Here is a 12,640-nt window from a genome sequence, read left to right on the forward strand (position 1 = left end):
GTAGCGATACACACGTGGGAAACGTGTGCGCCGATTGACTAAGGGTTCCTGGGTCAAGCTGATCTGCCCAGGGTAAGTCGGGACCTAAGGCGAGGCCGACAGGCGTAGTCGATGGACAACCGGTTGATATTCCGGTACCCGCTTTGAAACGCCCAATATCGAATCCTCTGATGCTAAGTCCGTGAAGCCGCCCTTGATCTCTTCGGAGTGAGGGGGAGTGGTGGAGCCGACGACCCGAGGTGGTAGTAGGTAAGCGATGGGGTGACGCAGGAAGGTAGTCCAGCCCGGGCGGTGGTTGTCCCGGGGTAAGGGTGTAGGCCGTGTGATAGGCAAATCCGTCACACATTAAGGCTGAGACCTGATGCCGAGCCGATTGTGGTGAAGTGGATGATCCTATGCTGTCGAGAAAAGCCTCTAGCGAGTTTCATGGCGGCCCGTACCCTAAACCGACTCAGGTGGTCAGGTAGAGAATACCGAGGCGTTCGGGTGAACTATGGTTAAGGAACTCGGCAAAATGCCCCCGTAACTTCGGGAGAAGGGGGGCCATGTCTGGTGATCCAACGTGCTTGGTGAGCTGGGTGTGGCCGCAGAGACCAGCGAGAAGCGACTGTTTACTAAAAACACAGGTCCGTGCGAAGCCGTAAGGCGATGTATACGGACTGACGCCTGCCCGGTGCTGGAACGTTAAGGGGACCGGTTAGCCAGGATTCGTTCTGGCGAAGCTGAGAACTTAAGCGCCAGTAAACGGCGGTGGTAACTATAACCATCCTAAGGTAGCGAAATTCCTTGTCGGGTAAGTTCCGACCTGCACGAATGGCGTAACGACTTCTCGACTGTCTCAACCATAGGCCCGGTGAAATTGCACTACGAGTAAAGATGCTCGTTTCGCGCAGCAGGACGGAAAGACCCCGGGACCTTTACTACAGTTTGATATTGGTGTTCGGTTCGGCTTGTGTAGGATAGGTGGGAGACTGTGATACGGGCACGCCAGTGTTCGTGGAGTCGCTGTTGAAATACCACTCTGGTCGTGCTGGATGTCTAACCTGGGTCCGTGATCCGGATCAGGGACAGTGTCTGATGGGTAGTTTAACTGGGGCGGTTGCCTCCTAAAGAGTAACGGAGGCGCCCAAAGGTTCCCTCAGCCTGGTTGGCAATCAGGTGTTGAGTGTAAGTGCACAAGGGAGCTTGACTGTGAGACCGACGGGTCGAGCAGGGACGAAAGTCGGGACTAGTGATCCGGCGGTGGCTTGTGGAAGCGCCGTCGCTCAACGGATAAAAGGTACCCCGGGGATAACAGGCTGATCTTCCCCAAGAGTCCATATCGACGGGATGGTTTGGCACCTCGATGTCGGCTCGTCGCATCCTGGGGCTGGAGTCGGTCCCAAGGGTTGGGCTGTTCGCCCATTAAAGCGGTACGCGAGCTGGGTTTAGAACGTCGTGAGACAGTTCGGTCCCTATCCGCTGTGCGCGCAGGAGTCTTGAGAAGGGCTGTCCCTAGTACGAGAGGACCGGGACGGACGAACCTCTGGTGTGCCAGTTGTCCTGCCAAGGGCATGGCTGGTTGGCTACGTTCGGGAGGGATAACCGCTGAAAGCATCTAAGCGGGAAGCCTGCTTCGAGATGAGGACTCCCACCCACTTGATGGGGTAAGGCTCCCAGTAGACGACTGGGTTGATAGGCCAGATATGGAAGCCGGGTGACCGGTGGAGTTGACTGGTACTAATAGGCCGAGGGCTTGTCCTCAGTTGCTCGCGTCCACTGTGTTAGTTCTGAGGCAACGACTGTTGCCGGTTTCAGTAGAACCACTTAATTGAAGAGTGTGCTTGTTCGCTCGAAACCGATAGGGTTTCGGTGGTTATAGCGTTAGGGAAACGCCCGGTTACATTCCGAACCCGGAAGCTAAGCCTTTCAGCGCCGATGGTACTGCAGGGGGGACCCTGTGGGAGAGTAGGACGCCGCCGAACAATATTTCAGGACCCGTGGTCCAGCGTTCACGCTGGACCACGGGTCCTTTTTTATTTGCTTTTCTCGAAGCGCGTCCGGGGGCCGGCTGCGCGAGAATGACCGCAGTACCTCAAGACAGGAGTCACCACGATGCCCACCAACTCTCCCGACGACCGTCCGGAGCGCGAACCGCGCCGCAGGGACGGCGGTGACCGGGGCGGATACCGTGGTGGTCGCGACGACCGTGACCGTGGTCCGCGTCGTGATGATGACCGTGGTGGCTACCGTGGGTCTCGTGACGACCGTGGCGGCCGGCCCACCAGCGGTGGCGGCACCGGCGGTGGCGGCTACGGGCGTCGTGATGACCGTCAGGGTGGCGGTTTCCGCCGCGACGACCGCCAAGGCGGCGGTGGGTTCCGCCGGGACGACCGTCGTGACGACCGTCCCTCGTTCCGCCGCGATGACGACCGTGGTCCGCGCCGTGATGATGATCGCCCGTCGTTCCGTCGTGATGATGACCGTGGTGGTTACCGTGGGTCTCGTGACGACCGTGGCGGCCGGCCCTCTGGTGGCGGCACCGGCGGTGGCGGCTACGGGCGTCGTGATGACCGTCAGGGTGGCGGTGGGTTCCGTCGTGATGAGCGTCGTGACGATCGTCCGTCGTTCCGTCGTGACGATGACCGTGGTCCGCGTCGGGATGACCGGCGTGATGACCGTCAGGGTGGCGGTTTCCGCCGCGACGACCGCCAGGGCGGCAGTGGCTTCCGCCGTGACGACCGGCGTGACGACCGGCCGTCGTTCCGTCGTGACGATGACCGTGGTCCGCGTCGCGATGACGACCGTGGTCCGCGTCGGGATGACCGGCGTGATGACCGTCAGGGTGGCGGTTTCCGCCGCGACGACCGTCAGGGCGGCGGTGGGTTCCGCCGGGACGACCGTGACCGTGGTCCGCGCCGTGACGACGACCGGCCCTCGTTCCGTCGTGATGATGACCGTGGTGGCTACCGTGGGTCCCGTGACGACCGTGGCGGCCGGCCCTCTGGTGGCGGCACCGGCGGTGGCGGCTACGGGCGTCGTGATGACCGTCAGGGCGGTGGTGGGTTCCGTCGTGATGAGCGTCGTGACGATCGTCCGTCGTTCCGTCGTGATGACGACCGTGGTCCGCGTCGGGATGACCGGCGTGATGACCGTCAGGGTGGCGGTTTCCGCCGCGACGACCGTGACCGTGGTCCGCGCCGTGACGACGACCGGCCCTCGTTCCGTCGTGATGATGACCGTGGTGGTTACCGTGGGTCCCGTGACGACCGCGGTGGTCGGCCCACCGGCGGTGGCGGCTATGGGCGCCGGGACGACCGGCAGGGCGGCGGCTACCGTGGCTCCCGCGACGACCGGGGCGGGTACGGGCGTCGTGACGACCGCGACCGTCCGGACCGCGAGCCGGTCAAGCGGCTGCCGATCCCGGACGACGTCACCGGTGACGAGATCGACCAGGATGTGCGCCAGGAGCTCCAGAGCCTGCCGAAGGGGCTCGCCGAGGATGTCGCCCGCAACCTGGTCATGGTCGCGCGGCTGATCGACGAGGAGCCCGAGGAGGCGTACGGCTACTCCCGGGTCGCGCTGCGGCTCGCGTCCCGTGTCGCCGCCGTCCGTGAGGCGGCGGGCTTCGCGGCGTACGCGACGCAGCGGTACACCGAGGCGCTCGCCGAGTTCCGCGCGGCGCGCCGGATGACCGGTGGCGTGGAGCTGTGGCCCGTCATGGCCGACTGCGAGCGCGGGCTCGGACGGCCCGAGCGGGCGCTCGCGATGGCCGGTGAGGCCGAGGTGCAGAAGCTGGACAAGGCCGGACAGGTCGAGATGCGGCTGGTCGCCGCCGGGGCCCGGCGCGACATGGGGCAGCTCGACGCCGCGATCGTGACGCTCCAGAGCCCGGAGCTGGCCTCCCACTCCGTGCAGCCGTGGACCGCGCGACTGCGGTACGCGTACGCCGACGCCCTCCAGGCCGCCGGCCGTGAGGACCAGGCGCGGGAGTGGTTCGCCAAGGCGCTGGAGGCGGACAAGGACGGGTCGACCGACGCGTCCGACCGGCTGGCGGAGCTGGACGGCGTCGAGTTCGTCGACGCGTTCGACACGGAGGCCGAGGACACCGAGGCCGCAGACACCGCCGACAGCGGTGCCGAGGCGACCGGGGCGGCTGCCGAAGAGGTGACCGCCGCGGTCGAGGAGACCCCGGAGGTCGAGATCTCGGACGAGCTGTCCGCGGACATCGTCGAGGCCGCCGACGCCGCCGTCGAGGCTGACGACGACGCCGAGGGCGAGCAGGGCGGCAAGACCGCGTAGGCGGAGCCCACAGGAAGCGAAGAGGAGAGGGCGGTCCGGGTTCCCGGGCCGCCCTCTTCCCTTTCCGGGTCAGTTCCCCGGCAGCCGTCTCAGGACCAGGCCCGTCGCGGGCTTCGGGCCGAACGAGGTCGACTTGCGGGGCATGGTGACCCCCTGCCGGGCCAGTTCCCGCACGACTTCCTCCCGCACCGGATGCATCAGGACCGCCGTGGAGCCGTGGCGTTCGGCCTGGGTGACGACGGCGTCGGTGTGGTGGATGTACGCGATGTGCTCCGGGGTGTCCGGGATCTTCCAGATGTGGTCGATCAGGGTGGAGTGGAGGACGGTCGCGTCCAGCGCACGCCAGGCGTCGGGCCGGTCCCCGGGCACGGTGCGGGCGAGCAGCTCCGGGTCGGGGCGGTCCACCAGGTGGAAGGTGCCGTCCCCGGCGAGGAGGAAGGCATTGCCCTCGGCGGCGGCCCCGGCGAGCGCGTCCAAGGCCTCGGTCAGCGGGGTGTCGAGCCGCCGGACGCGGAAGGTGTCGCCGAGCGCGGTGAGGGCGTCGGCGACGGGGAGCCGGTGGAGCAGCCGGTGGATGGCGCGGACGCGCAGCGGGTAGCGGGCGGTGTCGACGAGGAGGACCAGTCCGTACTCCCAGGGGCCGGGCGCGGAGTGCTCGGCGCGCAGCCGCAGATAGGTCGCCCAGCGGTGGTGGCCGTCGGCGATGAGGGCCTGATGGGTGGCGAGGTCCGCGTCGATCCCGCTGAGGTCGTGGGGGTCCGTGACCGCCCAGAGCCGGTGGCTGACGCCGTCCTCGGTGGTGGTGGCGAGCAGCGGGGGCCGCCGCACGGTCCGTTCGACGACGGCGGCGGTGCCGGTGGTCCGGCCGTCGCCCCGGTAGGTCAGCAGCAGGGGTTCCAGGTTGGCGGCGGTGGTGCGCATGAGGTCGGCGCGGTCGGCGACGATCTCGGCCATCACGTCCTCGTGGGGGAGGACGATGCCTTCGGCGGGTTCGGAGAGGGCGAGCGCGCCGATCACGCCGCGCTGGAGGGCGTCCCCGTCGCGCTGTTCGTACACGTACAGGGCGGGTTCGGGGTCCTGGGCGAGGATGCCTTCGGTGAGCCAGCGGGCGAGGGTGTCGGCCGCTTTGCGGTGGCGTTCGGCGGGGGTGGCCGCCTGGGGGAGGATCAGTCGGACGATGTTGTGCGGGTCCGACGATTCGAGGTGGACGAGCCCGTCGGGCCTGACGACGACGTCGTACGGCGGTGAGGTCACGGCGGCGAGCGAGCCGACCCGCTGGGGGACATAGCGCAGCCCTCGGAAGGGCTTCAGTCGCAGGCCGTCGTCGGCCGCGGGACCTTCGCAGTTCATCCGTGCATCGTATGTGGGACCGGGCATGGGCGATGATCGGGAAAGTGAAAGACGAGGGAGAGGCGAGAGGCGATGCCGATGCAGCAGGAGATCAGGACCCGGCCGGGCGCGAGTGAGGGGGCGCTGAGCCAGGCGTACGACACCGCGCTGCTGGATCTGGACGGTGTGGTGTACGCGGGGGGCGAGGCGATCGCCCACGCCGTGGACTCGCTGCTGGTGGCGCGGGACGGCGGGATGCGGCTGGCGTATGTCACCAACAACGCGCTGCGACCTCCGGATGTGGTGGCGGCCCACCTCACCGAGCTGGGGCTGGCGGCGGACGCGGCGGAGGTCATCAACTCCGCGCAGGCGGTCGCGCGGCTCATCTCCGAGCAGGTGCCGGAGGGTTCGCGGGTGCTGGTGATCGGCGGGGAGGGGCTGCGGGTCGCGCTGCGGGAGCGGGGGCTCGTACCGGTGGAGTCGGCGGACGACGACCCGGCGGCCGTGGTGCAGGGGTACGGCGGGCCGGAGCTGCCGTGGGGCCGGTTCGGGGAGGCGTGCCTCGCGATCGCGCGGGGGGTGCCGTGGTTCGCGTCCAACACCGATCTGACGATCCCGAACGCGCGGGGCATCGTCCCGGGCAACGGTGCGGCCGTCGAGGTGGTGCGGATCGCGACCGGGGCTGAGCCGCAGGTGGCGGGGAAGCCGTTGCCGCCGATGCACCGCGAGACGATTCTGCGGACGGGGGCCCGTACCCCGCTGGTGGTGGGGGACCGGCTGGACACCGACATCGAGGGGGCGTTCAACGGCGGGGTCGATTCGCTGCTGGTGATGACGGGGGTGACGGACGGGGCCGCGCTGCTGGCCGCGGAGCCCCGGCACCGGCCGACCTATGTGGACGCCGATCTCCGGGGGCTGCTGCGGGGCCAGCCCGAGGTCTCCGGCGCCGACGGCGGGTTCGTGTGCGGGGGGTGGACCGCGTCCGTCCGGGGAGCCGGTGCGGAGCGGTCCGGTGCCGGACTGGTCCTGGAGGGGGACGGAGACCCGGTGGACGGGCTCCGGGCGCTGTGCGCCGCGGCGTGGACATACGCGGGTGACGGGGTCTGCGGGCTGGACCCGGCGAAGGCGCTGTCCCGTCTGGGGTGGTGACGGCCCGGCCGGACCCGGGGAAGGATAGGTTAGCCTAACTTCGTACCGGCCGACTGTGCGCCAGGCCGTGTGACCCCAGTCCGTGTGACCCCCGGTCCGCGTGCCGCGTGCCCCGCGCCCCTCCCGGCAACGCGGCACGCGGTACGCGGCCTTCGATCCAGGAGCACCACCACGATGCAGCGCCTCACCGCGGAATCGGTCACCCTCAGCTATGACCGGCGCGTCATCGCCGAGAATCTGTCGGTGGAGATACCCGACAACTCGTTCACGGTGATCGTCGGCCCCAACGCCTGTGGCAAGTCGACCCTGCTGCGGGCGCTGTCGCGGATGCTCAAGCCCGCCGAGGGGCGGGTGCTGCTGGACGGTCAGGCCATCCACTCGCTCCCCGCGAAGAAGGTCGCGCGGACGCTGGGCCTGCTGCCCCAGTCGTCCATCGCGCCCGACGGGATCACCGTCGCGGATCTGGTGGCGCGGGGCCGGTTCCCGCACCAGGGGCTGCTGCGGCAGTGGTCCCCCGAGGACGAGCGGATCGTCCGGGAGTCGATGGAGGCGACCGGCGTCGATCCGCTCGCGGAGCGGTATGTCGACGAGTTGTCGGGCGGGCAGCGGCAGCGGGTGTGGATCGCGATGGCGCTCGCCCAGCAGACGCCCCTGCTGCTGCTGGACGAGCCGACGACCTTCCTCGACATCCAGCACCAGCTCGAAGTGCTGGACCTCTGCGCGGAACTGCACGAGACCCAGGGGCGGACCCTGGTGGCGGTGTTGCACGACCTCAACCAGGCCGCCCGGTACGCCACGCATCTCATCGCGCTGCACGGGGGCGCTGTCGTCGCCGAGGGACCGCCGTCGGAGGTGGTCACGGCGGAGCTGGTGGAGCGGGTCTTCGGGGTGCGCAGCCAGGTCATCGAGGACCCGGAGTCGGGGACGCCGCTGGTGGTGCCGGTGGCGCGGAGGAAGCCGGGTGCGCGGCGGGCGGGTGTGACGGCGGACGTGGTGGCCGACGTGGCGACGTAGCCGCGGGCCTGTCCGCCGCGGGTGCGGGACGCGGTCGCTACAGCAGGGTTCTGAGGCGGAGCAGATCGCGGAAACCGGCCTCCAGCCGGACCCGGCCACCGGCCCACGCCTTCGCGAAGTCCAGCCGCCCGTCCACGAGGGCCACCAGGTCGTCGCCCGTCATCGCGAGCCGGATCTGCGCCTTCTCGCGGGGCGGGCCCGCCTGGGTGTCGAGCACGGTGATCGAGCCGTTCCGCAGCCGTCCGGTGAACGTGAGGTCCAGGTCCCGGACATGGCAGCTGAGCGACCGGTCGAGAGCGGTCGCGCTGCGGACGTCTCCGTCCGCGCGGGTGAGGTTGTCGCTGAGTCGCTGGAGTGCGCTGCGGCACTCGTCCATCGTCGCCATCGTGATCGACGGTACCGCAGCGCTTCACGGTAGCGTCGGGGTATGAGCGATGTGATGCCAGAGGCGGCGGAGATGCCTGGGGCGGGGGAGCCGGTCCATCCGGGCCCGGTCCCTTCTGCCGCTGCCGTCCCCGCGGTGCCGGTGCCGGAGCCGGGGCACTGGGGGCCGGAGCCCCTGGGGGTGCGGAGGACACCCACCGGCGACGCCCGGATCGACGCCCTCCTGGAACGGCTGGCCGATGCCGACCACCTCCCGGCGGAGGGACATCCGCAGGTGTACGAGGATGTACACCGGGGACTGCGTGAAGCGCTCGACGCGCTGGACGCACCCCCCGGACCCGCGCCCGCACCGGCGGGACCGACGCCTTCACCCCCGTACGACCTCAGGAGCTGAACCGCACGTGGCAGGAGCCGCCCGCCGCCGTCTCGACGCCGAACTGGTACGCCGCAGCCTCGCGCGCTCACGGGAGCACGCGGCCCAGCTGATCGCCGCCGGGCGGGTGACCGTCGGCGGCGCCGTCGCCACCAAGTCGGCCACCCAGGTCGAGACCAGCGCGGCCATCGTCGTCTCCGCCGACGCGGACGACCCCGACTACGTCTCGCGCGGCGGTCACAAGCTGGCCGGGGCGCTGGCGGCGTTCGTCCCGCTCGGGCTCCGGGTCGAGGGGCGGCGGGCGCTGGACGCGGGCGCGTCCACGGGAGGGTTCACCGATGTGCTGCTGCGCGCGGGCGCGGACCGTGTCGTCGCCGTCGACGTCGGCTACGGCCAGCTCGCCTGGTCGCTCCAGAGCGACGACCGCGTCACCGTCAAGGACCGGACCAATGTCCGGGAGCTGACCCTGGAGACGATCGACGGCCTGCCGGTCGACCTGGTGGTCGGGGACCTCTCCTTCATCCCGCTCGGACTGGTCCTGCCCGCCCTCGTCCGCGTCTCGGCGCCCGGCGCCGATCTGGTGCTGATGGTCAAGCCGCAGTTCGAGGTGGGCAAGGAACGGCTGGGCAGCGGCGGTGTGGTGCGCAGCGCCGAACTGCGCAAGGAGGCGGTGCGGACGGTGGCCGCGCGCGCGGCGGAGCTGGGGCTCGGTGTGTTGGGAGTCACCGCCAGCCCGCTCCCCGGACCGTCCGGAAACGTCGAATACTTTCTGTGGCTCAGGGCCGGGGGGCCCGAACTCGACCCGGCCGATCTCGACCGAGCAGTGGCGGAGGGACCTCGTTGACCACATCAGGCACAACGTCGGAGCGCAGGGTCTTCCTTCTCGCGCACACCGGGCGGCCGGCCGCGATCCGCAGCGCCGAACTCGTCGTCCAGGGGCTGCTGCGCTCCGGTCTGAAGGTCCGGGTGCTGCGTTCGGAGGCCGCCGATCTGCCGCTGCCGTCGTCCGTGGAGACCGTGCCCGAGGCGACACCCGATGTCCTGGAGGGCTGTGAGCTGCTGATCGTCCTCGGCGGGGACGGGACGCTGCTGCGGGGCGCCGCGTTCGCGCGGGCCTCCGGGGTGCCGATGCTCGGGGTCAACCTGGGGCGGGTCGGGTTTCTCGCCGAGGCCGAGCGGGACGACCTCGACAAGGTCGTGGACCGGGTGGTGACCCGCGCCTACGAGGTCGAGGAGCGGATGACCATCGACGTCCTGGTGCGCAGCAACGGCGATGTCGTGCACCGCGACTGGGCGCTGAACGAGGCGGCCGTGCAGAAGGTGTCGCCCGAGCGGATGCTGGAGGCGGTCCTTGAGGTCGACGGGCGGCCGGTGACGGCGTTCGGGTGCGACGGCATCGTCTGCGCCACGCCGACCGGTTCCACGGCGTACGCGTTCTCGGCGGGCGGCCCGGTGGTGTGGCCGGAGGTCGAGGCGCTACTGATGGTCCCGATCAGCGCGCACGCCCTGTTCGCCAAGCCGCTGGTGACGTCGCCGACGTCGGTCCTGGCGGTGGAGGTGCAGCCGCACACCCCGCACGGGGTGCTGTGGTGCGACGGGCGCCGGACCGTGGAGCTGCCGCCGGGGGCGCGGGTGGAGGTGCGCCGGGGCGCGGTGCCGGTACGGCTGGCCCGGCTGCACCACGCCTCGTTCACCGACCGGCTGGTGGCGAAGTTCGCGCTGCCGGTGTCGGGGTGGCGGGGCGCGCCGCGCTGACGGCCCGCGCGCGGTGCCCCGCGCGGCCCCGCCGGTGCCGTGCGGGTCGGCACTTCGGGTGAAGCGCCCGGGGTGGCTCCCGGGGTCCGCCGGTGCCTCATCGGTGCCGCGACCGAGGGGCCCGGCACCTCCCACCGGCGGTACGGGAACGGGCCAGGGGTGTGACGGGACGGGTCCCGTGTCGCGCCGGAGCGGGTCTGCGTCGCGCCGCGCCGCGGAAACCTCGTATGGTCGTGTCCGTGTTGGAGGAGATGAGGATACGGTCGCTCGGGGTCATCGACGACGCTGTCGTCGAGCTGTCCCCCGGTTTCACGGCGGTGACCGGTGAGACGGGCGCCGGCAAGACCATGGTCGTCACCAGCCTGGGGCTGCTGCTCGGCGGCCGGGCCGATCCGGCGCTGGTGCGGATCGGCGCCAAGTCGGCGGTGGTGGAGGGGCGGATCGCGGTGCCCCCCGGCGCCCCGGCGGCGCTGCGGGCCGAGGACGCCGGGGCCGAGTGCGAGGACGGCACCCTGCTGATCAGCAGGACCGTCTCGGCGGAGGGCCGCTCCCGGGCGCATGTCGGCGGTCGCGCCGTCCCGGTCGGGGTGCTGTCCGAACTCGCCGACGAGCTGGTGGCCGTCCATGGGCAGACCGATCAGCAGGGGCTGCTGCGGCCGGCGCGGCAGCGGGAGGCGCTGGACCGGTACGCGGGCCAGGCCGTCGTGAAGCCGCTGGAGCGGTACACGGCCGCCTACCGCAGGCTGCGGGCCGTCGCCTCGGAGCTGGAGACGCTGACCACGCGCGCCCGGGAGCGGGCCCAGGAGGCGGATCTCCTCCGCTTCGGACTGGACGAGATCGCCGCGGTCGAGCCCCGGGCCGGGGAGGACGTGGAGCTGGCCGCCGAGGCCGAACGGCTCGGGCACGCGGAGGCGCTGGCGTCCGCCGCGTCGCTCGCCCATGTCGCGCTGGCGGGCAACCCGGAGGACCCGGCGGACGTCGACGCGGCGACGCTGGTCGCGGGCGCCGGGCGGGCGCTGGAGAGCGTGCGTTCCCACGATCCGGCGCTGGCCTCCCTCGCGGACCGGGTGGGCGAGCTGGCCATCCTGCTCGGCGATGTGGCGGGGGAACTCGCCGGGTACGCGGATCTGCTGGACGCCGACCCGCGGCGGCTGGCCGCCGTCGAGGAGCGGCGGGCCGCGCTGACCGGGCTGACCCGCAAGTACGGGCAGGACATCACCCAGGTGCTCGCCTGGGCGGAGGAGGGTGCGGCCCGGCTGACCGAGCTGGACGGCGACGACGACCGCATCGGTGAGCTGGCCGAGGAGCGGGATGTGCTCCGCGGTGAGCTGTCGGAGCTGGCGCGGGCGCTGACGGACGCGCGGACGGAGGCGGCGGAGCGGTTCGCCGGGGCGGTCACCCGGGAGCTGGCGTCGCTGGCGATGCCGCACGCCCGGGTCTCGTTCGCGATCCGGCAGACCGAGGACCCGGAGGGCGTGGAGGTCGGCGGCCGGACCGTGGCGTACGGTCCGCAGGGCGTCGACGAGGTCGAACTGCTGCTCGCCCCGCACCCGGGAGCGCCGCCCCGGCCGATCGCGAAGGGCGCGTCGGGCGGTGAACTGTCGCGGGTGATGCTGGCGGTGGAGGTGGTCTTCGCGGGGACCGATCCGGTGCCGACGTATCTGTTCGACGAGGTCGACGCGGGGGTCGGCGGCCGGGCGGCCGTCGAGATCGGCCGCAGGCTGGCGAAGCTGGCGAAGACCGCGCAGGTGGTGGTGGTGACGCATCTGCCGCAGGTGGCGGCGTTCGCCGACCGTCAGCTCCTGGTCGAGAAGACGAACGACGGTTCGGTGACCCGCAGCGGGGTCACCGTCCTGGAGGGCGAGGACCGGGTGCGGGAGCTGTCCCGGATGCTCGCCGGACAGGAGGACTCGCAGACCGCGCGCGCCCACGCCGAAGAACTCCTGGCGGCGGCCCGCGCGGACGCGTAGGGGTACCGGGCCGTCTCCGGGGCGGGGACGGGGCCCTCGCGCCGGGGCGCCCGTGCCTGCCTCGGCTGCGGGCGGGCCCTCCCGCGCCGGTGTCCGGGCTCCGGACCGGCCCGCCCCGACCTGCCGCCGGGGTACCCGGGCCCGGCGGGCCCCTCCGCCGGACTGCACGTCCGGGCGTCTGCCGTCGGCCCGGCCGCGCCCACGGGGTGACCCGGCCCCGTCGGCCGGGCGGAGACACCACGCGCCCCGTACACCGGGGCCGGGGCCGTTGTCCGGTGGCCCTGGCCGTTTCCGCCCGCTTCGGTCCTGTGCGCTGTCCGGTGTCCGAGCGGCTGTGGTGGCCGGGCGGTCCGGTGGCTGTTCGGCGGCTTGGTGCCGGTCGGGA

General features: G+C 71.1%; 10 protein-coding genes and 2 rRNA genes (1 of these 12 cut by a window edge). 10 read left to right on the plus strand and 2 right to left on the minus strand.

Going from position 1 to position 12,640, the window contains the following annotated elements:
* The 4 genes from CRV15_RS23235 to CRV15_RS23250 form a co-directional block, all read left to right on the plus strand.
* Positions 1-1,743 (plus strand): 23S ribosomal RNA (locus CRV15_RS23235); it begins 1,383 nt to the left of the window's first position.
* A 104-nt stretch (positions 1,744-1,847) separates the two neighbouring features.
* Positions 1,848-1,964, plus strand: a 5S ribosomal RNA gene (rrf, locus tag CRV15_RS23240).
* A gap of 188 nt (positions 1,965-2,152) precedes the next feature.
* Complete coding sequence (locus CRV15_RS36025; protein WP_009995680.1) at positions 2,153-3,517, plus strand: hypothetical protein; 1,365 nt, start codon at positions 2,153-2,155, stop codon at positions 3,515-3,517.
* The gene (locus tag CRV15_RS23250; RefSeq protein ID WP_003957879.1) at positions 3,439-4,281 is read left to right on the plus strand and encodes a tetratricopeptide repeat protein; all 843 of its coding nucleotides are present in this window, start codon (positions 3,439-3,441) and stop codon (positions 4,279-4,281) included. The genes CRV15_RS36025 and CRV15_RS23250 overlap by 79 nt, the downstream gene beginning before the upstream one ends.
* A gap of 69 nt (positions 4,282-4,350) precedes the next feature.
* Here the strand turns inward: CRV15_RS23250 and CRV15_RS23255 are convergent, their stop codons facing one another.
* Positions 4,351-5,631 carry a DUF1015 family protein gene (locus tag CRV15_RS23255; RefSeq protein ID WP_003957878.1) on the minus strand — a complete coding sequence of 427 codons (1,281 nt, stop codon included), beginning with the start codon at positions 5,629-5,631 and terminating at the stop codon, positions 4,351-4,353.
* A gap of 78 nt (positions 5,632-5,709) precedes the next feature.
* Here CRV15_RS23255 and CRV15_RS23260 point away from each other — a divergent pair, with 78 nt between their 5' ends.
* A complete protein-coding gene (locus tag CRV15_RS23260) occupies positions 5,710-6,759 on the plus strand; it encodes an HAD hydrolase-like protein (RefSeq protein WP_003957877.1) in 1,050 nt (349 codons plus the stop codon).
* Positions 6,760-6,933: 174 nt separating this feature from the next.
* Positions 6,934-7,773 carry an ABC transporter ATP-binding protein gene (locus CRV15_RS23265; RefSeq protein WP_003957876.1) on the plus strand — a complete coding sequence of 280 codons (840 nt, stop codon included), beginning with the start codon at positions 6,934-6,936 and terminating at the stop codon, positions 7,771-7,773.
* 37 nt (positions 7,774-7,810) lie between these two features.
* On the opposite strand, the gene CRV15_RS23270 is transcribed toward CRV15_RS23265, so the two are convergent.
* Complete coding sequence (locus tag CRV15_RS23270; protein WP_003959958.1) at positions 7,811-8,158, minus strand: SCP2 sterol-binding domain-containing protein; 348 nt, start codon at positions 8,156-8,158, stop codon at positions 7,811-7,813.
* A 42-nt stretch (positions 8,159-8,200) separates the two neighbouring features.
* Here CRV15_RS23270 and CRV15_RS23275 point away from each other — a divergent pair, with 42 nt between their 5' ends.
* The 4 genes from CRV15_RS23275 to recN all read left to right on the plus strand — a co-directional run bounded on the left by CRV15_RS23275 (position 8,201) and on the right by recN (position 12,255).
* Positions 8,201-8,551 carry a hypothetical protein gene (locus CRV15_RS23275; protein ID WP_003959957.1) on the plus strand — a complete coding sequence of 117 codons (351 nt, stop codon included), beginning with the start codon at positions 8,201-8,203 and terminating at the stop codon, positions 8,549-8,551.
* A gap of 7 nt (positions 8,552-8,558) precedes the next feature.
* On the plus strand, positions 8,559-9,374 hold the full coding sequence (locus CRV15_RS23280) for a TlyA family RNA methyltransferase (protein WP_003959956.1): 816 nt from the start codon (positions 8,559-8,561) through the stop codon (positions 9,372-9,374).
* Complete coding sequence (locus CRV15_RS23285; protein WP_003959955.1) at positions 9,371-10,285, plus strand: NAD kinase; 915 nt, start codon at positions 9,371-9,373, stop codon at positions 10,283-10,285. The genes CRV15_RS23280 and CRV15_RS23285 overlap by 4 nt, the downstream gene beginning before the upstream one ends.
* Before the next feature lie 227 nt (positions 10,286-10,512).
* Positions 10,513-12,255, plus strand: a complete 1,743-nt coding sequence (recN, locus tag CRV15_RS23290; RefSeq protein ID WP_003959953.1) for a DNA repair protein RecN — start codon at positions 10,513-10,515, stop codon at positions 12,253-12,255.
* Positions 12,256-12,640: the final 385 nt, after the last annotated feature.

The sequence above is a fragment of the Streptomyces clavuligerus genome (assembly GCF_005519465.1).
Taxonomy (GTDB): domain Bacteria; phylum Actinomycetota; class Actinomycetes; order Streptomycetales; family Streptomycetaceae; genus Streptomyces; species Streptomyces clavuligerus.